We start from the raw sequence: 21,754 nt of genomic DNA on the forward strand, positions 1-21,754 counted from the left end.
AGGTTGGACTGCCCTGTTCGCCAGCTCTGCTGGCTACGGCAGTCCTTACAGGCGGGATGATCCCTATATTCACACCACCTTCGTTTCCCCACTGAACACTAGCGCCTGTTTGCAGCGCTTGCACAGGTAACGGCGGCCCTGGCGCACCAGGCCATGGCGCTGGGCGGTGAAGGGGAACACGCCGTCAACGCAAGGGCAGCGGTAGATATAGCGGGTAACGGGCCTGCGTTTGACCTCGTAGTTATGGCAGCGTAACGGTTGAAGTTCGTACACCCCGCGCATGATCATCTGCCACTCCTGCCCATGGGGCTGGATACGGCCGCCGAACAGTTGGTGCGCGACCAAATGGGCCACTTCATGGGCTACGGTCTGGCGCAGAAAGTCCTCGCTGTTCTGGCGATACAACTGCGCGTTGAAGCGCAGTTTGTTTTCGTGCAGGTGCGCCACGCCTGCTTTTTGGCCGCGTAATTCGAGACTGACGACAGGGCGTTTGAAAGGGCGTTTGAAAAAGGTTTCGGCCTGGTGATAGCAGGCTTCGACACGGGCAAGCAGGGGTTCTGGCATAGACAAGGCTCCACAAGTGGCAATTATGCCCCGGCGCCCCCTGGCGTGCCGAGCCGCTCGTCACTACCGCTACGCGGGGCCTGGCTTACCCAACTGGCGGCCTACGCCCCGCCGGTATTTACAGGTAGAATGCGCGCCTTCGCATTCCGCTGTCGTACGTATCAGGACTTTTCATGGGCACCCTCTCGGTCAATCAGAACAAACTGCAGAAACGTCTTCGCCGCTTGGCGGGGGAGGCCGTGGCTGATTTCAACATGATCGAGGAGGGCGACAAGGTGATGGTGTGCCTGTCCGGTGGCAAGGACAGCTACACCCTGCTAGACGTGCTGCTGCACCTGCAAAAAGTCGCCCCGGTACGCTTCGAACTGGTGGCGGTGAACATGGACCAGAAGCAGCCGGGCTTTCCCGAGCATGTGCTGCCGGCCTACCTCAAAGAACTGGGCGTGGCCTACCACATTCTGGAAAAAGACACCTATTCGGTGGTCAAGGCGTTGATCCCCGAGGGCAAGACCACCTGCTCATTGTGTTCGCGCCTGCGCCGGGGAACCCTGTACACCTTCGCCGACGAAATCGGTGCCACCAAAATGGCCTTGGGGCACCACCGGGATGACATCGTCGAAACCTTCTTCCTGAACATGTTTTTCAACGGCTCGATCAAGGCCATGCCGCCCAAGCTACTGGCCGACGATGGCCGCAACGTGGTGATCCGCCCCTTGGCCTACTGTGCCGAGAAAGACATCCAGGCCTATTCGGACTTCAAGCAGTTCCCGATCATCCCGTGCAACCTGTGCGGTTCCCAAGAGAACCTGCAGCGCCAAGTAGTCAAGGACATGCTGCAAGACTGGGAGCGCAAGCACCCAGGCCGCACCGAGAGCATTTTCCGCGGCTTGCAGAATGTCGTGCCGTCGCAGTTGGCCGACCGCGAGCTGTTCAACTTCACGGACCTGCGCATCGACGACAGCGCCACGCCGCGCTTCGTCGATGTGATGAACCTCTGACTCAGTGATTGGCGGTATGGGCCAGCATCACCGATAGCTGGCACATGGGCCGCCCGCTTTGTTCGTGCCAGGCGTTGAAAGCGGCCTGGGTGGCAGCCAAGTCTCGCTGGCTGCTGGGTACACGGTCCACAATCTTCTGGGCATTAAGCGCCGCGACCACATCATGGGTGGGCACGAAGGTGTCCTTGCCGACCATGCGCAAGAAGCGTGGCGAGGACAGCCCGCCCAACTGATTGCCATGTTTTTGCAGGTAGCGCCACAGGCCAGTGATGTCCGTGACCGGCCACTGGGCAATGAAGTTGGCGAAGCTGCCGTGTTCGTGGGCGATGTCCAGGATCATCTGGGCGTTGATAGGCACACTGCGCAGCTTGCCCAAGTGACGAATGATGCGGGTGTCCTGCATCATCCGCTCAAGGTGCTCGCCTCCCATCAGCACGACCTTCTCGGGGTCGAAACCGAAAAACACCTGCTCGAACGCCGGCCACTTGGCGTCCACCAGGCTGTGCTTGAGCCCCGCGCGGAACACCCGCAGGGCCAGGGTGGAGAGGTAGCGATCATCGCTTTGCACGGCCAGCTCGCTGCTCGGGCGGGGCTTGGGTAGCCGGGCCTCCAGTGCGGCGACGGAGCCGAAGCGGTTCAGGCAATGCTCGTATAGCCATTGATAATCTTGCATTCAGGGGCGCGCCTCCAGGGGGCGCGACAGGCGCCGGGCGGCTTCGGCCAAGCGCTGGCCCAAGGCGCGACACAGGCTGGTTTCGTGTTCATCCAGGGGGCGCTTGCCGTCGTTGCCCGCATGGTGGCTGGCGCCATAGGGGGTGCCGCCGCCGCGGGTGTCGAGCAACGCCGCCTCGCTGTAAGGCAGGCCGGTGATCAGCATGCCGTGGTGCAGCAGCGGCAGCATCATCGACAGCAGGGTGGTTTCCTGGCCGCCGTGCAAACTGGCCGTGGACGTGAACACCGCCCCAGGCTTGCCCGCCAGGGCGCCGCTGAGCCACAGGCTGCTAGTGCCATCGAGGAAGTATTTGAGCGGCGCGGCCATGTTGCCGTAGCGCGTTGGGCTACCCATGGCCAGGGCGGCACAATGAGTCAGGTCGTCCAGGGTGGCATAGGCCGCGCCTTGGTCGGGCACGCTAGGGGCTACCGCTTCACATTCGGTGGACACCGCTGGCACGGTGCGCAGCCGGGCCTCCAAACCGCCACGCTCGACCCCACGGGCGATTTGCATGGCCATTTCCCGGGTGGCGCCGTGGCGGCTGTAATACAGCACGAGGACGTAAGGCGTAGTCATGGCAACAGCTCCAACAGGTTGTCCACTGGGCGGCCAATGGCGGCGCGGTCACCGCTGACCAGAATCGGCCGCTCGATCAAAATAGGGTGGCTGACCATGGCATCGATCAACGCTTGATCAGAGTGGCTAGGGTCGGCCAGGTTCAAGGTGGTGTAGACGCTTTCACCGGTGCGCAGCAGGGCCCGGGGCGGCATGCCCAGGCGGCGGAGTACGCTTCGCAAGGTTTCTGCGTTCGGTGGCGTTTCCAGGTAGCGCACAACGGTGGTCTTCAGGCCTCGGCTTTCCAACAGCTCAAGGGCCGCGCGGGATTTGGAGCAACGAGGGTTGTGATACAGGGTAAGGTCAGTCACGGTGCGTTCCTTTAAGAGCGGATGGCGGCTATTCTACCTGCCTGATTTCTCGAGACGAGGCGGCGATGCTGCAACATGCCAAAAACGCCCTGATGGCCGGGCTGCTTGCGTTGTGCCTGAGCGCATGCGGGCAAGACCTGGGCAACGACAGCCACGGCCAGGCAGTGACCGCCAAGAGCCTGGAGGGGCAATGGCTGGTGATTAACTATTGGGCCACCTGGTGTGGGCCGTGTCGGCGGGAAATCCCTGAGCTCAATGCCTTCGCCGCACGAATGGCCGAGCAGGGGGTGCGGGTGCTGGGTGTGAATTTCGACCGGTTACAGGGTGAGGAACTGGCCCAGGCGGCGGCCGGCATGGGCATTAGCTATCGGGTGCTGGCCCAAGACCCGACAGAGGCCTTCGATCTGCCTACCGCCGAGGGCTTGCCGGTGACCTTCGTGCTGGACCCGCAACGCAAGCTGCGGGCGACCTTGCTAGGCGAACAAACGGCCGCGGGCTTGGCTCAGCGCTTGGCGGCCTTGAAGGGTGGTTAGGCAGTACAGGCCGGGCAGCGGTGTATATCACCCTCGGTTTGCCAGCCCAACTCGGCGATGCGGGCGATAGCGGCCGGCTGCACAGCGGCTTCGCCCAGGCTCGAATCTACCGCGAATTCGAAATTCATGGCCTTGCCGCACGGGTCGCAGTTCACGTCCCAGCGGCGGATCTCCAGCGCCTTGAACGCCGGCCCACGGGCCACGGCGGTCCATTGCCCCACCGGGTTGATCAAGTGGCGCACTTTCTCCACGGTCAAGCGCATGCTGAGGGTCTGGCTGCCCTTGAGGGTGACCAGCAGCACGTCATCGGCACGTACCGCGCCGCCGTTGCCGGTCACCTGATAGCGCCCAGGCGACAGCGCCCGGCACTCGATCAGGGTGTGTTGTGGGGTGAGCAGGCTGTAGCGGAAATCGTGTTCGACCATAGGGCCTCCGGAGAAGGGCGCGCATGGTAGCACGGGCGCCGCGCCTTATTCGCGCCCGTCGCCGGACGGCCGCGCGCGCGTTTACACATTCACCCGCGCGTGGGTGGCAAGGCGCACAATCGCTTGTTCCAGTTCATCCAGGGCTTGCTCCGCGTTAGGGGCTTGTTGCTTGAGCAGGGTTTCGCTGCGCTGGCAGGCGGCGCGCAACTGTGGCACACCACAGTAACGCGTGGCGCCATGGAGCTTGTGCACGCGTTCGATCAGGGCGGCGTGGTCGTTACTCTGGCGCGCCGCCTGGATAGCCTGGCGGTCCTCATCCAAGGCCGCCAACAGCATGGCCAGCAAGTCCACCGCCAGGTCTTCCTTGCCAGCGGCCAGGCGCAGGCCTTCGTCATGATCAAGAATGCGCTGGTCAGCGGCACCGCCGGTCCATTCGCTAGGGCGTTCGGCGGGCTGCCCGCGCAGCTGAAGGCCGGTCCATTTCAATACCACCTGGGCCAACTGCCGTTCGCTGATGGGTTTGGTGAGGTAATCGTCCATCCCGCTGTGCAGCAAGGCGCGTTTTTCATTGGCCATGGCATGGGCGGTCAACGCTACGATGGGCAGCGGCGAGCCGGGCCTGCCTGCTTCCCATAGGCGAATGCGTTCGGTGGTTTCGCGGCCGTCCATGCCGGGCATTTGCACGTCCATCAACACAAGGTCCAACGAGCGCTGTTGCACGGCGTCGAGCGCCGCCCTGCCGCTGTCCACCGCCTGCACCAGCGCGCCCATGTCTTCAAGCAGGGTTTGTACCAGCAGCAGGTTGGCCGGGTTGTCGTCCACGCACAGGATTCGCGGCGGCCGGTCGGCGGGGGCCTCGTCCACGGCGGTGTGCGCCTGGCGTGGGCTCACCAGCTCACTGAGCACTCGGCGCAGGGTGCGGTTGCAGACGGGTTTGGCTTGCAACTGGCTATGGGGGTTGGGCACGACCGAATGGAACAGGCTTTGCTCGGTGGTCGGGCACAGCACCAACACTTCGCAGCCTTGCTGTTGCAGCTCGCGCAGGTGCGGACGCAGGCGTTCTGGCGGGTGTTGCTGGTGGGTCAAGCCCAGTACCGCCAGTTCTATAGGCTGCTCGGCCAGGCGAGCGGCCGTGACCGCCTCGGTCAGCCGTTCCAGAGAATTAAAGGCCATTACTGTCAAGCCCAAGTCATTGAGCTGATGCTCCAAGGCCTGGCGCGCCAGTTCATGGTGCTCCAGCAGGGCGACGCGTCGGCCCAGCAGCGGCGAGGCGGGCAGGTCCTCGACATCTTCCCGGGCGCGGGGCAGGGTGAGGCTGATCCAGAAGGTGCTGCCTTCGCCGGGCGTGCTGTCCACGCCGATCTCGCCGCCCATCTGCTCAACCAGCCGCTTTGAAATCACCAGGCCCAAGCCAGTGCCGCCTGGTTGCCGTGACAAGGAATTGTCCGCCTGGCTGAAGGCCTGGAACAGCGCCCGCACGTCATCGTTGGACAGGCCGATGCCGGTGTCTTGAACGCTGATGCGCAGCTGCGCGCTGTCGCTGTCTTCGCCGCTCTCTTCGAGCATGGCGCGGGCAACGATGGTGCCTTCGCGGGTGAACTTGATGGCATTGCTCACCAGGTTGGTAAGAATTTGCTTGAGCCGCAGGGGGTCACCCACCAACGACAAGGGCGTGTCCCGGTATACCAGGCTGACCAGTTCCAGCTGCTTGGCATGGGCCGCTGGCGCGAGGATCGTCAGGGTGTCCTGAAGCAGGTCGCGCAGGTTGAAGGGGATGCTATCAAGCACCAGCTTGCCCGCCTCGATTTTCGAGAAATCGAGAATCTCGTTGATGATTGACAGCAGGTTGTCGGCGGACTTTTCGATGGTGTTGAGGTAGTCGAGCTGGCGGGGGGTCAGCTCGCTTTTCTGCAGCAGGTGGGTAAAGCCCAGGATGCCGTTCAGTGGTGTGCGAATCTCATGGCTCATGTTGGCCAGAAACTCCGATTTGATCCGGCTGGCCTCCAGGGCTTCCTTGCGGGCCAGATCCAGCTCGATGTTCTGGATCTCGATGGTTTCCAGGTTCTGCCGTACGTCTTCGGTCGCCTGGTCGATGCTGTGTTGCAATTCGTCGTGGGCTTCTTCCAGGGATTGGGCCATGCGGTTGATACCATCGGCCAGTTCGTCCAGCTCATGGTTGCCCAGGGTGGGCAGGCGGTAATCCAGCCGGCCTTCTTTGATCCGCGCTACCGCCAGCTTGATATGGCCCAGAGGCGCGCTGATGCCCCGGCCCAGTTGCAGGGCCAGCAACAGGGTGATCACCAGGCCCGCTGCGATCAACATCAGGCTGGCGAACATCATGCGGTAGCCGCGCAGCAGGGTGTTGGTGTGGGACAGCTCGATCTCGACCCAGCCCAGGAGCCGTTCGTTTTCGTCAGCGGCCTGGGCACCGTCCATAAACCGGTCGCGGCCGAGCACCGGTTGCAGGTAGCGGGTGGCATCGCTACCGCTACGCTGGGCCAACCGTGTGCCGTTCTCTCCAGGTACCGGGTTGAGCATGCTGGGGCCGGCGTGGGCGAGCAAGCCGCGTTCGGCATCCAGGAAGGTCACGCTGCGCACGTCGGCCTGCTCCAGGGCCTGGGCCGCCACGCGCTCAAGTTGGCTCACGTTGCGGTCAGCCAGGGCAGGGGCCACCAGGGGCGCCAGTTGGCCGGCGAGCATTTCCCCGCGGCCCAGCAGTTGACTGCGCAATTCGGCTTGCTGGACCCAGGTGAAATACCCCCCCAGCAGTACCGTCAACAAGCTCGCTGGCAGCATGGTGAGCAGGATGACCCGCCCTTTGATTCCTACTTTCCTTAACACGCCGGCACCTCGGTCGCCTGACTATCCCTTCAGTGGAGCGAACCATACCTTGCCGGCCCGGCGCACGGCTACATCAGCGCGTAGAGCAATAGCGTATTGACCACCAGCATGGTCAGGGCCGTAGGCACCTGCGCCTTGATCACCGCATAGCGGTCCGGCAGCTCCAGCAGGGCCGCGGGCACCAGGTTGTAGTTGGCCGCCATGGGCGTCATCAAGGTGCCGCAGTAACCGGAAAACATACCGATGGCTGCGATCACCGCCGGGTTGCCCCCGTATACCCCGATCAATACCGGTACGCCCACACCACCGGTCATCACCGGGAAGGCGGCAAACCCGTTGCCCATCACCATGGTGAACAGCGCCATGCCCAGCACGTACACCAGCACCGCCACCAGCCGGTAGTCCATGTCGATATAGCTACTGGCCAAAAAGGCCACCGCCTTGCCTACGCCCGCTTCGGTAAACATCAGCCCCAACATGGCCAACATTTGTGGCAGCACCAGTGCCCAGCCCAAGGCTTCGGTGAGGCGCCGGGACTCACGCATCGCTTGCACAGGGGTGTCGCGGGTCAGCCAGCAGGCCAGGGCCAGGGCCACCACGCTGGCCACGCCCAGGGCCACGAAGGTGGTGTTGGCCGGGTCCAGCAGCCAGCGGTCGCCGAGTTTTACACGCTTCATGCCCAGCGCGATCGCCACCGTCAACAGCGGGATGGCCAGCGCCGGAATGAACAACCGGTTGCCCAAGCGTGAGGCCACGGCCTGCTGAGCCTTGTCGGCCAAGGGCCGGTAGCTGCCGACCGCAACCCCACCACAACCGGCCAACACGGCCATCAGCAGCACGCCGACGCCAACGGCCACCGGCGGCAGCCGCTCGCCTGCCAGAAACGCCACGGCGAACAGCCCCCAGAACAGGCCACTGCTCCAACGCTTGGGGTGGCCCCGGTCGGCCAGGGTCATCACGCTGGTGATCGCCAGCACCACGCCCGCCAGCCAATACAGGTATTGAATCGACAGGATCATAGCGGCGCTCCCTGTACTTGAGGGGCAGGGGTAGCATGCCGGGCCAGATACTGATCCAGCCGGTACAGGCGCAGGCTATGGATAACGAACACGCTGACCGCCGTTGGAATGCCCCAGGCCGCGATATGCAGCGGGTCTACATCAATGCCCACCCCCAGCAAAAAGGTATGCATCAGCGCGATGGCCCCAAAGGCGACGAACACATCCTCGCCAAAGAACAAACCAATATTGTCGGTCGCGGCGCAAAACGCCAACAGCCGTTGGCGCACCGCGGCGGGCAGTGGGCCATGGCGGCTGGTAGCGGCGCCTTCGGCCATGGGCGCAAGCAGCGGGCGTACCATCTGCGGGTGCCCGCCCAGGCTGGTCAGCCCCAGGGCCGCGGTGAATTCTCGAACAAACAGGTAACCGATCAACAAGCGGCCGGCAGTGGCTTGGGCGAAGCGGCCTATCCATTGCTGGGCATGGCGGCGCAGGCCATGACGTTCCAGCAGGCCGATCACCGCCAAGGGCAGCAAGATGATCAGCGGCAACGTGCGGGTTTTGATAAAGCCGGTACCGATGCTGGCCAGAATCTGCTCCAGCGGAAAGTGTGCCGCAAGGCCAGTGACCACGGCGGCAATGGCCACCACCAGCATTGGGTTGAAGCGCAGGACAAACCCGAGAACGATGACCGCGACGCCCGCGAGCGGCCAAAGGTTGAGCGACTCATTCATGGTAAGTGCCTTTATGGGGGCTTGGGGCAGGTTCAGGCTATTTATTGTTGCAAGGGCGGGGAGCCCCCTGTTGTTATGGGGGCATTGTTGAAACCGGTAGCGGGATGCGTCCAACGAGAAAATCCCGTGCCCCCCGATAGGTTTTTCTTGAGCCCACACCCATGAACATCCGCTTCCTCGAAACCTTTGTCTGGGTCGCTCGGCTCAAAAGCTTCCGGCTGACCGCCGAAAAGCTGTGCACTACCCAGGCCAGCATCTCCAGCCGAATCGCCGCCCTGGAGGACGAACTGGACAGCCGCCTGTTCGTGCGCGACCCCCGTGGCGTGACCCTCACGCCCGAAGGGCAACGGGTGCTGGACTACGCCGAGCGCATGGTCGACACGCTGCATGAGCTTAAGGCTGCCCTCAAGGACCCAGGCCTGGCGCGGGGGCATTTGCGCATCGGCGCCATGGATACGGTGATCCACACCTGGTTCAGCGCGCTGGTCCAGCGCATCGGCGCCACCTGGCCTGCGGTGGAGGTGGACATTACCGCCGACACGGCGCGGAACCTGTGCGACCAGCTGGAAAAAGGCTACCAGGACATCATTCTGCAAACCGACATGGTGCGCCTGGACACCGTGCGCAACGCGGTGCTGGACCGCTACCCGATGCAGTGGGTGGTGGCCACAGGCTCGGCCCAGGATCGCCCCTACCCAAACCTGCGCGCCCTGGCCGCCGAGCGCATCGTGACGTTTTCGCGCAATTCTCGCCCTCACCAAGACCTGCTTAATCTGTTGCATGGGGCGGACCTTGCCACCAGCCGGGTCAACTGCGTGAACTCCGCCTCGGCGATCATTCGCTTGATTGAAGATGGCTTCGGCATCGGCCTGCTCCCCTTGCCGTTGGTTCAGGCCCAGGTGAACACGGGCAGTTTGCGGCTGGTGGAGGGCCCGGCTACCCCGCCACCCATGGAGATCGTCGCCTCTTGGCGCACTGGGCCCGGCATGGCGCTTTCTGAACACGTGGTGGCGTTGGCGCAGGGGTTGATCGGCCAGGCCAAGGCTTAAGCAATTGTTATCACCCCTGGGCGGGTTTTTCTAAGTTGACCGTAGCGGCCGCGCGCTTCTACCGTGAGGCGACAACCCTTCACGGCTGGAGCGGCCCATGATTGTCCTGAACTGCGATATTGGCGAGAGCTACGGTGCCTGGCACATGGGCCTGGATGAGGAAGTGATGCCGCTGATCGATTGCGCCAACGTTGCCTGCGGCTACCATGCCGGGGACCCACTGACCATGCGCCGCACCGTGGCCCTGGCCGCCCGCCACTCGGTGCGCATCGGCGCCCATCCCGCCTACCCAGACCTGGTCGGCTTCGGCCGCCGCTCCATGGCCTGCTCCGGTGAAGAAATCGAAAGCCTGCTGCATTACCAGATCGGCGCCTTGCAAGCGTTCTGCGCCCTGGAAGGCACTCGGCTTGAGTACGTCAAGCCCCATGGGGCCCTGTACAACGACATGATGGTCAACCCTGCGATCCTCACGTCGGTGCTTACCGCGGTGGCGGCCTATCAAGTGCCCCTGGTGCTGTTGGCCACCCGCGACAACAGCGCCCAGCGTGCCCTGGCCGCCGAGCAGGGGGTGCCGCTGTGGTTCGAAAGCTTTGCCGACCGGGCTTACGAAGGCAATGGCCAGTTAGTCTCCCGGCGTTTGCCAGGGGCGGTGCACGAGCATGCCGATACCGTGGTAGCCCAAGCCTTGGCCCTGGCCCGTGGTGAACCCCTTACCGCCCGCGACGGCAGCCTGTTGCGGCTGCACACGGACACCCTCTGCGTACATGGCGACAACCCGGCCTCGGTGGCGGCGGTGCGGCGCATACGCCAAGCCCTTGAGGCCGAGCGGCCATGAGCGGCCTGCGGGTGACTTTTGGCCAGGGCCAGGCCGGGGTCATCGAAACCGTGGCCCTGGACGCGCTGATGGTGCGGCTGTTCGAGCAGATCGACGAAGCCAATGTGGGCTGGTTAATGGCCCTGGCAGATCGGCTGCGGGTGGAGTTTGGCCCTCAAGCGCTAGACCTCGTACCCTCGTACACCACGGTGATGGTTCACTTTAACGTGCTCGAACTCAGCCCTGCCCAGGCGCGACAGCGGGTGATACGCGCCCTGGACGGTTTGGCCCCCACCGACCTTAGCCAGGGCCGTGAGCACAGGGTGCCAGTATGGTACGACCCCAGCGTGGGCCCGGATTTACCCCGCCTGGCGCAATTGAGCGGGCTGGCGCGGGCGGAGGTGATTCGTCGCCACTGCGCCAAGGCGTATAGGGTATTTGCGTTGGGCTTTACGCCAGGTTTTGCCTTTATGGGCTTGGTCGAGCCTGCCCTGGCCGCGCCCCGGCTGACCACCCCTCGGCAGCGTGTAGCGGCGGGTAGCGTGGGCATCGGCGAGCGGCAGACCGCGATTTACCCCAGCGTTTCACCGGGTGGCTGGAACCTCTTGGGGCGAACGCCGCAGGTGCTGTTTAGCCACGGGCAAAGCCTGTTCAACCCAGGGGATAGCGTGCGTTTCGAGGCCATCGAGCGTGAGCGTTTCATCGCCCTGGGTGGCGACCCTACCCCCTTTGGAGAGGCCCCATGACCCGCCTGCGTATCGAGAAAAGCCACGCACTGTGCCAGTTGCAAGACGCCGGGCGTTTTGGCGTGCGCCACCTGGGCATCACTCAAGGGGGCGCGGCGGACTGGCTATCCATGGGCTGGGCCAACTGGCTGCTGGGCAATGAACCAGGGGCGGCGGTGGTGGAAATTACCCTAGGCGGGTTCGAGCTGGTCGCCGAGGCTGACAGCTACCTCGCCCTGGCCGGGGCGGATTTGCAAGCCACCTCAGTGGGCGCGGCGCTGTTGCCTTGGCGCAGCTTCAACCTGCGGCGTGGCCAACGGCTGGTGTTTAACGCCCCTGTTCAGGGTATGCGTGCCTACTTGGCGGCACCCGGGGGGTTCAGCGCACCCGCAGTGTTAGGCAGCGTGGCTACGGTGGCCCGTGACCAACTGGGTGGCCTGACCGGGGAGGGTGCCGCGCTGGCGGCAGGGGATAGCCTGGTGGCCGCCAAGGCCGTGAGCCACGGCCGGGAGGTTGCCGTGGCACGCATTCCGGACCTGAGCCTGCGCGCGCCCTTGGACCTTATCCTGGGCGCGCAGGCGTCGGGTTTCTCCGGGCAGAGCTTGTTCGCGGCGTTCAATGAAGAATGGACCTTGGACAGCCGTGCCGACCGCATGGGCTCCCGCCTGCTGGGGCCGGCACTGGTGTATCAGGGGGGCGGGCTGGTATCGGAGGGTATCGCGCTGGGCAGCGTGCAGGTGCCGCCCGATGGCCAACCTATCGTACTGGGCAACGACCGCCAGACCATCGGCGGTTACCCGCGCCTGGGCGCGCTTACCCCCTTGGCGTGCGCGCGCCTGGCCCAGGCCGCTCCAGGGGACCGCCTGCGGTTACGCGCCACCCTGGCCGAGAACGCGCGCCGCGATCATCTTCTGGCCGTACAGGCGCTATCACCGCAATAGGCATATAACCCAATGGAATACCTTCCTAACCGAGCGTGATATGGCGCTGCGGCGAATGCGCGTATCATAGCGCCCCCCGCGTCCGGAATGCGAAATGTCATGAGCGTGCATTACCCCACTATCGCCGACTGCATCGGCAATACCCCGCTGGTCCGCTTGCAGCGCCTGGGCGGGGCCACCAGCAATACCTTGCTGGTGAAGCTTGAGGGCAACAACCCGGCCGGCTCCGTAAAGGACCGTCCCGCCTTGTCGATGATCACCCGCGCGGAACTTCGCGGCCAGATCGCTCCGGGCGATACCTTGATCGAGGCCACCTCCGGCAACACCGGTATCGCCCTGGCCATGGCCGCGGCCATCAAGGGTTACCGGATGATCCTGATCATGCCGGACAACTCCACCGCCGAACGCAAGGCCGCCATGGCCGCCTACGGCGCACAGTTGATCGAGGTCACCCGCGAGCAAGGCATGGAAGGCGCCCGCGACCTGGCCGAGCGCATGCAGGCCGAAGGCCGCGGCAAGCTGCTGGACCAGTTTGCCAGCGCGGATAATCCCGAGGCGCACTATCAGGGCACTGGCCCCGAGCTGTGGCGCCAGACTGCTGGCAATATCACCCATTTCGTCAGCTCCATGGGCACCACCGGCACCATCATGGGGACCTCCCGCTACCTCAAGGAGCAGAATCCAGCTGTCCAGATCATAGGCCTTCAGCCTATGGAAGGCGCCGCCATTCCTGGCATACGCCGCTGGCCGGAGGCTTACATGCCCAAGATCTACCAGGCCGACCGGGTAGACCGGATCATCGATATGGGCCAAGACGAAGCCGAGCAGACCATGCGGCGGCTCGCCCGCGAAGAGGGCATCTTCTGCGGTGTGTCCTCCGGTGGTGCGGTAGCGGGCATGCTGCGCCTGAGCCAGGAGGTGGAAAACGCCGTGATTGTGGCAATCGTCTGCGACCGTGGCGACCGCTACCTGTCCAGCGGCCTGTTCGATGCGCTGACTGATGGCACGTAAACAGAGTGGGCTGCGCTTCGTGCCCAGCGGCGGCCAACGCTCGCCAGCGGTGCCAGTGGGTAAAAAGCAGCGTTTGAGCATTCAGCGGTTGGCCGCCGATGGCCGGGGCATCGCCTTCAACGAAGGCCGTACCTGGTTCGTTTCCGGCGCCCTGGCCGGGGAGGAGGTAGAGGCCCGGGTGCTAGGTGCCCACGGTAAGGTGGTAGAGGCCAGAACCGAACGGGTGCTGGAGCCTGCAGCCATGCGTCGCGAACCGCCATGCCCCTATGTGGACCGCTGCGGCGGCTGTACCGTGCAGCACATCAGCCACAGTGACCAACTGGCGCTAAAGCAACGGCAATTGGCCGAGCAGTTACTTAAGGTGGCCAGCACCGAACCGGACGCCTGGGCAACGCCACTGGCGGGCAGTGAGTTTGCCTACCGTCGGCGGGCGCGCGTGGCTGTACGTTGGGATTCAAAACAGCAGCACCTGAACGTCGGGTTTCGCGCCGCTGCCAGTCAGCAGATTGTGGACATCGATCAGTGCTTGGTGCTGGTACAGCCCTTGCAGCCTATCTTCCAGGCGCTGCCGCAGACGTTGCGCCAGCTCAGCGCGCCACAGGCCATCGGGCATGTGGAGCTATTCTTTGGCGATTGCGCGGCGGTGTTGGTGCGCCATACCGCGCCCCTGAGCGAGGCCGACCAAGCCGCCTTGCGTGCCTTTTGCGCGCAGCATGGGGCGCAGCTGTGGTGGCAGGGGGGCGGTGAGCCTGTGGCGGATGACCCGCAGGGTTCGTTGAGCTATCCCTTGGCGCCCTGGGCACTTGAGCTGGCGTATCGGCCCGGGGATTTCGTGCAGGTAAACGAGGCGGTAAACCGGGCAATGGTGGCCCAGGCGTTGGACTGGCTCGCGCCAGCGCCAGGGGAGCGTATCCTGGACCTGTTCTGCGGCCTTGGAAATTTCGCCTTGCCCCTCGCCCAACAGGCCGATCAAGTTGTGGGCGTGGAAGGGGTGGCCGGCATGGTCGAGCGCGCCACGGCCAATGCCCAACGCAACGGCCTGGGCAATGCGACCTTTCATCAGGCCGATCTGTCTGAGCCCCTGCAGGGTGCGCAGTGGGCCGTGGGTGGGTTTTCTGGGGTATTATTGGATCCGCCGCGTGATGGCGCTTTTGAAACAGTTCGCCATATATCCTCGCTGGGTGTGCGTCGCATTGTCTATGTATCGTGCAATCCGGCCACCCTGGCGCGAGACACCCTGGTGTTGCAGCAGCAGGGGTATCGCTTGAAACGTGCTGGCGTTCTCGACATGTTCCCGCAAACGTCCCATGTCGAGGCGATGGCGTTATTTGAAAAAGGCCCACAGGCCGTATGACTGGCGAGCTTCGCGCGTAGCGAAGGTCAAAGCCAGCGAACATGGGCGGGCTTGGTGCCCGCCTAGGGAAGGTAAGCAACATGGTACAGGTTAGAGCACAACAGCCGGTCAACACAGACGGCAGCGTTAACCTCGAGGCGTGGCTTGATCACATCGTCAGCGTCGACCTGGCGCTGGACCGGGAGGCGTTGAAAAGCGCCTGTCAGTTCGCCCATGGCCTGGATGTGCCCACCCACGCCGCCAAGCATTCCTGGGCCGACGGCACGTCCAGCTTTCAGGCAGGGCTTGAGATCGCTGAAATTCTCGCCGACCTCAAGCTCGATCAGGATTCACTCGTGGCAGCGGTTATCTACCGCGCCGTGCGCGAAGGCAAGGTGTCCCTCGCGGAAGTCGGCCAGCGCTTTGGCGCGGTGGTGGCCAAGCTGATCGACGGTGTATTGCGCATGGCGGCCATCAGCGCCAGCCTCAGCCCACGCCAATCCCTGGTGCTGGGCTCCCAGGTGCAGGTCGATAACCTGCGCAAGATGCTGGTGGCCATGGTGGACGATGTTCGCGTGGCTTTGATCAAACTGGCCGAGCGTACCTGCGCCATTCGCGCGGTCAAGAACGCCCCTGAAGAAAAGCGCCAACGAGTGGCCCGGGAAGTCTTTGACATCTACGCGCCCTTGGCCCATCGCCTGGGCATCGGTCATATCAAGTGGGAGTTGGAAGACATCTCCTTCCGCTACCTGGAGCCCGGCCAGTACAAACAGATCGCGACCTTGCTCCACGAGCGGCGGCTGGACCGTGAACGGTTTATCTCCGAGGTGATGAGCCAGTTGGAATACGAACTCACCGCCACTGGCATCAAGGCGGACATCAGCGGCCGCGCTAAACATATCTACTCCATCTGGCGCAAGATGCAGCGCAAGGGCCTGCAGTTCAGCCAGATCTACGACGTGCGCGCGGTGCGGGTGCTGGTACCGGAAGTGCGGGACTGCTACACCGCCCTGGGGATCGTGCATACCCTGTGGCGGCACATCCCCAAGGAGTTCGACGATTACATCGCCAACCCCAAGGAGAACGGTTACCGCTCGCTGCATACCGCGGTCATCGGCCCTGAAGGCAAGGTGCTGGAAGTGCAGATCCGTACCCACGCCATGCACGAAGAAGCCGAATTGGGCGTGTGCGCCCACTGGCGGTATAAAGGCACCGATGTAAAACCCAGCTCAAATCATTACGAAGAAAAAATCTCCTGGCTGCGCCAAGTGCTGGAATGGCACGAGGAACTGGGCGATATCGGCGGGTTGGCCGAGCAGTTGCGGGTGGATATCGAGCCGGACCGGGTATACGTATTCACCCCGGATGGCCACGCCATCGACCTCCCCAAAGGCGCCACGCCGCTGGACTTCGCCTACCGGGTGCATACCGAGATCGGTCACAACTGCCGAGGGGCCAAGATCAACGGCCGGATCGTGCCGTTGAACTACAGCCTGCAAACCGGCGAGCAGGTCGAAATCATCACCAGCAAGCACGGCAACCCCAGCCGGGACTGGCTCAACTCCAACCTGGGTTACGTCACCACCTCCCGCGCCCGGGCCAAGATCGTTCACTGGTTCAAGCTTCAGGCCCGCGACCAGAACGTGGCGGCCGGGCGCAGCCTGCTGGAGCGTGAGCTTAGCCGGCTGGGCTTGCCCCAGGTGGACGTCGAGCGGCTAGCAGAGAAAACCAACGTCAAGACCGCCGAGGACATGTTTGCCGCTCTGGGCGCGGGGGACCTGCGCCTGGCCCCGTTGGTCAATGCCGCCCAGCAGTTGGCCGAGCCGGATCGTACCCACAACGAGCAATTCGACCTGCTGCCGCGCAAATCCAGCGCCGGCTACAAACCTGGCAAGCGCGGGGACATCCAGATCGAAGGGGTGGGCAACCTGTTGACCCAGATGGCCGGCTGCTGTCAGCCGCTGCCAGGGGATGCGATCGTGGGCTACATCACCCAAGGGCGCGGAGTCAGCATCCACCGTCAGGATTGCGCTTCGGTGCTGCAACTGGGCGCCAAGGAACCTGAGCGGATCATCCAAGTGAATTGGGGCCCGGTGCCGGTGCTTACCTACCCGGTGGATATCGTCATTCGCGCCTACGACCGCTCCGGCTTGCTGCGTGACGTCTCCCAGGTCTTGCTCAACGAGCGCATCAACGTGCTGGCGGTCAATACCCGTTCCAACAAGGAAGACAACACCGCGCAGATGTCGCTGACCATTGAAATTCCAGGGCTCGACGCCTTGGGTCGGCTGCTTGGCCGTATCTCGCAACTGCCCAACATCATCGAAGCCCGGCGTAACCGCACCCCATGAATCAGCCCACCGAGCCTTATGGCCTGAACGATCTCCTGTACCTGATGGCGCGCCTGCGGGACCCGGACCACGGCTGCCCGTGGGACCTGAAGCAAACCTTTGCCAGTATCGTGCCCTTTACCCTTGAAGAAGCTTACGAAGTGGCTGATGCCATCGAGCGGGAGGACTACGCTCACCTGCCCGGGGAGTTGGGGGATTTGCTCTTCCAGGTGGTGTACTACGCCCAACTGGCTCAGGAAGAAGGGCGCTTCGATTTTGCTCAGGTGGTCGATGGCATTACCCGCAAGTTGGTCCGCCGTCATCCCCATGTATTCCCCACGGCGCAACTGTACGCACCGGTGGACCAGCAACGGCTCGACGAGGCTCAGGTAAAGCAGCGTTGGGAAGAGATCAAGGCTCAGGAACGCGCCGAGCGAGCGCCAGCGCCCGAGCAGCTCTCCTTGCTCGATGACGTGCCGGTGACCTTGCCCGCGCTGGCCAGGGCGGTGAAGTTACAAAAGCGAGTAGCGGCGGTAGGCTTCGACTGGCCTGACGCCTTGCCCGTGCTGGATAAGGTCCAGGAAGAACTGGGCGAGCTGCGCCACGCCATGGCGGGCGGCAGCCCCGAGACCATCGTCGATGAGCTTGGCGACCTGCTGTTTACGGTGGCCAATCTGGGGCGCAAGCTCAAGCTGGACCCAGAGCAAGCGCTGCGTGGCGCCAACGCAAAATTCGAGCGGCGCTTTCGTTACATCGAACAGCAGTTGCGCACGCGGGGGCAACTCATTGAAGATTGCGACCTTCAGGCACTGGATGCACTCTGGGCCGAAGCGAAATGTCAGGAACAAAATAGCGCCTAATCGCGTGGTCAGCCTTGGCTGAGTGAGAGTGAGTGAAACCATGAGCCTTTCCCTTCGTGACCAACTGCTTAAGGCAGGCCTGGTCAATCAGAAACAAGTCAAGCAGGTCACCAAGGACCAGCAAAAGCAAAAGCGCCTGGTGCAAAAAGGCCAGGCCGAGGCCGACGACACGCAAAAGCGCCAGGCTCAGGAAGCCGCCGCTGAAAAGCTGCGCAAAGACCAGGAGCTGAACCGTCAGCAGCAGGAAAAAGCCGAAGCCAAGGCCCGCGCCGCCCAGGTCAAGCAGTTGGTGGAAGCCACTCGCCTGCCCAAGCTCACCACCGAGGATTACTACAACTTCGTAGACGACAAGAAGGTCAAGCGCCTGTCGGTCAACAGCCTGATGCGCGGCAAGCTGTCCAACGGCAGCCTGGCCATTGTCCACCATGGGGGCGGCTACGAAGTGATCCCGCGCGAAGCCGCGCTGAAGGTTCAGGAGCGTGAGCCTAGGCGCATCGTGTTGCTTAATATGCCCACCGAGGAAACCGAAGGCGACGATCCGTACGCCGCGTACAAAATCCCCGATGACCTGATGTGGTAAAACGCCAGCCCACCATTAGGCGCGTCGATTCGCCAGCTGGGCTGGCTCCTGCAGGCTGACCTGCGCACTGTCCCACCCTCGGGCGCGGTTCAGGGTGTAGGAGTGAGCGATAGCTCGCGAAAGCTGCACCGCGAGGTTGTTGTCAGGCGTCAGACACCCCAGTTTGCCGCGCTGAGCGCAACCAGTAACGCCCAAGTCATGGGGGAGCGTGGTGAACCATAGGAGCGGGGCATGACCGCCGCGAGTACCTTGAACCGGACGCCCCAGTGTGGCGCCAGCACCGGGCTGGTTCCTCGGCGCATGCGGGCAGTACAGCAATGTAGTGCAATGTAGTGCCGGGCAGGGAACCAATCGTCTGCTGGCACCACACAGACCTACGAACATGCCCTGCCTACTTGTAACGCCCTTGGTGGCGGCTTGGCCATGTGCCAGGGCGCTTTAGAAATAGGCGCTGACCGATTGGTGATCTCATGCTTGCAGACCCCAACCTGCGTTTTTCTACCCCGCCGCGCTCGCCCCAGGCCCGCAAGGCGCCCGCCGACACCACGCTCAACGGTCTGCCGCCACTGGGGGACGACACCCGCGCCTGGCTGACCGAAGTTGCCCGCGCATTGGGGCTATCACCCCAGGCAGCCGCAACCTTCGCAGGCTACGGCATGCTGACGCTGTCACCCTTGAACGTGCTGATGGTCCGCCAACAAGAGGAACCGCCCAGGTGGTCCTTGCTGGGGTTCATCCAACCGCCGACCGGGATCAGCCCTTTGCTGTGGAGCGAGGCCCTGCTGCGCGCCAATTGCGTGAGCATGGCCCTGGACACCTGTGTGTGGGCCCAGGATGCAAGCGGCGCCACGCTGCTGGTCAAGCAGTTACCCTTCTACCACCATAACGACAGCCAGGCGCTGATCGAGGCCATTGAGCAGATGCAAGCGCTGGGCGCCAGCCTGCTGGTCACGCTGATAGCCGCCGCCCAGGCCAGCGAAAATCCTCCCGAACAGCCCTCGCCGGATATGGCCCCGGCTAACTCGCAATTGGCGCAGCTGGGCGAGAAAGTCGACGCCATCGCTGAGCAGCAGATCAACGACCAGTGGCACCGCCGCTTGCTCGAGCAGGCCTTCACTGCCCTGCAAGTGCCGCTGCCAGGCCGGGCCTTTGGTAGCGTGGGCTCGCTCAAGGTGAACGATCGCTACATCGACATCATCGCCGACCCTGACCAACGCCACCTGCTGCTCAGCACGCCGGTGGCGGTTGCCCTAAACAGCGCCGAGCAACGCGGCGCGGCCTTGCAGAGCAACCTGTATTTGATGACCGGCGCCCACTGTGGCGTTGCCCTGGCACCCGCTGGCGCAAGCCTGCAAGCACGCTGGGACAGCACTGGGCTCAATGGCAACGACCTGGCGAGCTGGCTGGCGGGTTTCGTGACGCTAGCGGTGGGCATTGACAGCAATCAGCGGCCTGGCGCTACCCCAGGCAAGCGTTTGAACGGGAGTAATGCCTAATGGTCGGCGGCGTTAGCAATAACCACAGTGCTTCCCCCTACCTGCCCATCGCGCAACAACCCCCAGCAGGCAATACGGGCACGGGCAACGCCGGCAATGCGGGGCAGCAACGACCCACCTGGGCGGACCGCTTGCACAACGCCGGTAACTCGGCATTGGCCACCGGCGGCATGCTGCTCGACGACACACGCAGTAGCCTGCCTTCGGCGCGCACCCTTGGCGCCATGGCCGGGCACGGTGTGCAACAACTGATTACCTGCGGGGCCACTACCTTCGCCCGCGAAGAAGTGTTTATGCATGCCTACAATGCCATGCTGCCAGCACTTCAGGAGAAGGGCGGCGTTGCGGGAATGATGACCGCCCAAGTGGCGGTGTCTGCAGGCAAGATAGCGGCGAACCTCTATCGCCATTCTCGCCTGCAACACCCGAACCCGGAAGTGGGGGTGCGGGGCCATTTCGGCCTGAGCGACCAAGAGTGGCAGGCCAAAACACCCGCTGAAAAGGCCGCGCTCACAGCCGAACACAATAGCGACTCGCGCAATGTAACGCGCAACGAGATGCTGGCCGACGCCGCCTTCCTGGTGATGTCCGCGCTGAGCCATAGCCACGGCGATGGCGCCTTGGCCGCCCGGGTGCTGGCCACACAGCTGCGCAACCTGACTTATGCCGTCACCCGCGAAACCGCGCAGGCGACCATCGCCACCACCAAAAGTACCAAGGGCACGGCCACCCATGGGGTCAACGCCGATAACATGCACGCCAATGCCTGGACCTACTCGGCCATGACCCTGGCCACGGGCTACCTGCAAGATGCGGTGATTGGCCAAGCCTTGCCCGCGGGGCAAACCGTGGCGGGCCCAGCAGTGAATGATGAGCACGGTAAACCCTTGACCGGCGCGGCGCTCAACAGCGCGATCAACACGGTGGCGAGTGTACGCGCGCTGTTTAACACGGCCATCGAAACCGTGGATGCTTACCGGGGCAAAGAAGCTAACGTGAAACAAGTGGGCGATACCCAGCAGTTGCAGACCGAGGTCAAAAAGATGTTCCCGCTCAAGGACTATGAGCGCCTGCTGGATCACTCTCCTGCGCGCTTGAGCTGGAACAATATTTCAGGTGCCGTGCCCCTGGCGATAGACAGCGTGACCAGGGGCAAGGTCTCGCCGGCGGTGTCTCAATTCCTGAACAACGCTGGCACTGCGGCCATGTTTGGCTTGACCTACGATGCGACCAACAGGACCTACGGTGCCCACGCCCCTAACCGAGCTGCACGCGCCGCATTGAAAACTGGAACCACTCAGGCGGCCGGTGTGCAAGGGGGGGTCAACGTGACGGTGACACCGGCGCAAGCGCAGGGCATAACAAGCGGTTCCGGCAGCGCGCCGGGGCCTGCGGGGCCTACTGCCCCAGGCAATTCCGCCCAGCCTACCCCGGCCCGGCCGACAGCCGCCCCTGCGAACCGACCTGCGCCAGCGCCAGTGGCGAGCTCTTTGCAAAGCCATGCGGCAGCCCTGACTCAAGCCCGCCTTGGCAAAGTGCCCGTGGGCCGACCAACCGCCGCGCCAACCAGTGTTGCTGCCAGTTCCAGCAGGCCCGCTCCTGCCGCTGGTGCTCTTCGTGCGTCGGCACCTGCGCCTGCGCCCGCCGCGGCCACTGCGTCCACCACCGCGCCTACGCCAACCGCCGCTCAAGCCGCCGCTGCCTTGGCTGCCTCTGTTCAGCCAAGCGCTGCAACGGCGCCTCCGCAAGTGGGCATGAATCTGGACCTGGGGGGCCCCTTGGATGGGGACACGATCATGCGCAATGCTGGCCTGTAATGCTCACCCGCCATCCACGGCGGACACCCAACTACGCCGCACCTGCGCTCGGCCGCTCCGAGGCGCA

At 63.8% G+C, this 21,754-nt stretch carries 21 protein-coding genes; 13 read left to right on the forward strand and 8 right to left on the reverse strand.

Translation table 11 applies throughout. The features are described from left to right. Positions 1-69 precede the first annotated feature (69 nt). On the reverse strand, positions 70-564 hold the full coding sequence (locus ACWKV4_RS12370; protein ID WP_483832407.1) for a SprT family zinc-dependent metalloprotease: 495 nt from the start codon (positions 562-564) through the stop codon (positions 70-72). A gap of 173 nt (positions 565-737) precedes the next feature. Here ACWKV4_RS12370 and ttcA point away from each other — a divergent pair, with 173 nt between their 5' ends. Beyond that, positions 738-1,562, forward strand: coding sequence for a tRNA 2-thiocytidine(32) synthetase TtcA (gene ttcA, locus ACWKV4_RS12375; protein ID WP_483832406.1), 825 nt, complete (start codon positions 738-740; stop codon positions 1,560-1,562). A gap of 1 nt (position 1,563) precedes the next feature. Here the strand turns inward: ttcA and ACWKV4_RS12380 are convergent, their stop codons facing one another. Genes ACWKV4_RS12380 through arsC form a run of 3 tightly spaced genes read right to left on the reverse strand, consistent with a single transcriptional unit; the run spans position 1,564 to position 3,200 of the window. Further along, positions 1,564-2,235, reverse strand: a complete 672-nt coding sequence (locus ACWKV4_RS12380) for a DNA-3-methyladenine glycosylase I (RefSeq protein WP_483832405.1) — start codon at positions 2,233-2,235, stop codon at positions 1,564-1,566. Beyond that, entirely contained in the window at positions 2,236-2,850 is a 615-nt protein-coding gene (wrbA, locus tag ACWKV4_RS12385) for an NAD(P)H:quinone oxidoreductase (protein WP_483832404.1), read from the reverse strand. After that, positions 2,847-3,200, reverse strand: a complete 354-nt coding sequence (gene arsC, locus ACWKV4_RS12390) for an arsenate reductase (glutaredoxin) (protein ID WP_483832403.1) — start codon at positions 3,198-3,200, stop codon at positions 2,847-2,849. The genes wrbA and arsC overlap by 4 nt, the downstream gene beginning before the upstream one ends. A gap of 65 nt (positions 3,201-3,265) precedes the next feature. Here arsC and ACWKV4_RS12395 point away from each other — a divergent pair, with 65 nt between their 5' ends. Beyond that, positions 3,266-3,733, forward strand: coding sequence for a TlpA disulfide reductase family protein (locus ACWKV4_RS12395; RefSeq protein WP_483832402.1), 468 nt, complete (start codon positions 3,266-3,268; stop codon positions 3,731-3,733). Here ACWKV4_RS12395 and ACWKV4_RS12400 read toward each other — a convergent pair. The 4 genes from ACWKV4_RS12400 to ACWKV4_RS12415 form a co-directional block, all read right to left on the reverse strand. Beyond that, entirely contained in the window at positions 3,730-4,158 is a 429-nt protein-coding gene (locus tag ACWKV4_RS12400) for a hypothetical protein (RefSeq protein WP_483832401.1), read from the reverse strand. The two genes, ACWKV4_RS12395 and ACWKV4_RS12400, sit on opposite strands and share 4 nt — an antisense overlap. An 81-nt stretch (positions 4,159-4,239) precedes the next feature. Beyond that, on the reverse strand, positions 4,240-6,999 hold the full coding sequence (locus ACWKV4_RS12405; protein WP_483832400.1) for a response regulator: 2,760 nt from the start codon (positions 6,997-6,999) through the stop codon (positions 4,240-4,242). A gap of 68 nt (positions 7,000-7,067) precedes the next feature. After that, a complete protein-coding gene (locus ACWKV4_RS12410) occupies positions 7,068-8,018 on the reverse strand; it encodes a DUF979 domain-containing protein (protein WP_483832399.1) in 951 nt (316 codons plus the stop codon). Then, positions 8,015-8,731 (reverse strand): DUF969 domain-containing protein, encoded by a 717-nt coding sequence (locus tag ACWKV4_RS12415; protein WP_483832398.1) that lies wholly within the window; start codon positions 8,729-8,731, stop codon positions 8,015-8,017. Before ACWKV4_RS12415 ends, ACWKV4_RS12410 begins: the two co-directional genes overlap by 4 nt. Before the next feature lie 161 nt (positions 8,732-8,892). Between ACWKV4_RS12415 and ACWKV4_RS12420 the strand changes: the two genes are divergently transcribed. The 11 genes from ACWKV4_RS12420 (at position 8,893) to ACWKV4_RS12470 (ending at position 21,687) form a co-directional block, all read left to right on the forward strand. Next, positions 8,893-9,780, forward strand: coding sequence for a LysR family transcriptional regulator (locus ACWKV4_RS12420; protein ID WP_483832397.1), 888 nt, complete (start codon positions 8,893-8,895; stop codon positions 9,778-9,780). Between the two features lie 97 nt (positions 9,781-9,877). After that, on the forward strand, positions 9,878-10,615 hold the full coding sequence (locus ACWKV4_RS12425; protein ID WP_483832396.1) for a 5-oxoprolinase subunit PxpA: 738 nt from the start codon (positions 9,878-9,880) through the stop codon (positions 10,613-10,615). Further along, positions 10,612-11,340: a 5-oxoprolinase subunit B family protein gene (locus ACWKV4_RS12430; protein ID WP_483832395.1), complete on the forward strand. Its 729-nt coding sequence runs from the start codon at positions 10,612-10,614 to the stop codon at positions 11,338-11,340. The genes ACWKV4_RS12425 and ACWKV4_RS12430 overlap by 4 nt, the downstream gene beginning before the upstream one ends. Next, positions 11,337-12,260, forward strand: coding sequence for a 5-oxoprolinase subunit C family protein (locus ACWKV4_RS12435; RefSeq protein WP_483832394.1), 924 nt, complete (start codon positions 11,337-11,339; stop codon positions 12,258-12,260). The genes ACWKV4_RS12430 and ACWKV4_RS12435 overlap by 4 nt, the downstream gene beginning before the upstream one ends. Before the next feature lie 99 nt (positions 12,261-12,359). Next, the gene (gene cysM / locus ACWKV4_RS12440) at positions 12,360-13,271 is read left to right on the forward strand and encodes a cysteine synthase CysM (protein ID WP_483832393.1); all 912 of its coding nucleotides are present in this window, start codon (positions 12,360-12,362) and stop codon (positions 13,269-13,271) included. Beyond that, positions 13,261-14,625, forward strand: a complete 1,365-nt coding sequence (gene rlmD / locus ACWKV4_RS12445) for a 23S rRNA (uracil(1939)-C(5))-methyltransferase RlmD (protein WP_483832392.1) — start codon at positions 13,261-13,263, stop codon at positions 14,623-14,625. Before cysM ends, rlmD begins: the two co-directional genes overlap by 11 nt. Before the next feature lie 80 nt (positions 14,626-14,705). After that, positions 14,706-16,955: a GTP diphosphokinase gene (gene relA, locus ACWKV4_RS12450; protein WP_483832391.1), complete on the forward strand. Its 2,250-nt coding sequence runs from the start codon at positions 14,706-14,708 to the stop codon at positions 16,953-16,955. Beyond that, positions 16,952-17,794, forward strand: a complete 843-nt coding sequence (gene mazG / locus ACWKV4_RS12455; protein ID WP_483832390.1) for a nucleoside triphosphate pyrophosphohydrolase — start codon at positions 16,952-16,954, stop codon at positions 17,792-17,794. Before relA ends, mazG begins: the two co-directional genes overlap by 4 nt. Positions 17,795-17,834: 40 nt before the next feature. Then, entirely contained in the window at positions 17,835-18,374 is a 540-nt protein-coding gene (locus ACWKV4_RS12460; RefSeq protein ID WP_483832389.1) for a DUF2058 domain-containing protein, read from the forward strand. 470 nt (positions 18,375-18,844) lie between these two features. Continuing rightward, entirely contained in the window at positions 18,845-19,870 is a 1,026-nt protein-coding gene (locus ACWKV4_RS12465; protein ID WP_483832388.1) for a CesT family type III secretion system chaperone, read from the forward strand. Next, the gene (locus ACWKV4_RS12470) at positions 19,870-21,687 is read left to right on the forward strand and encodes a hypothetical protein (RefSeq protein WP_483832387.1); all 1,818 of its coding nucleotides are present in this window, start codon (positions 19,870-19,872) and stop codon (positions 21,685-21,687) included. Before ACWKV4_RS12465 ends, ACWKV4_RS12470 begins: the two co-directional genes overlap by 1 nt. The last annotated feature ends 67 nt before the right edge of the window (positions 21,688-21,754 follow it).

Source organism: Pseudomonas artemisiae (assembly GCF_057128685.1).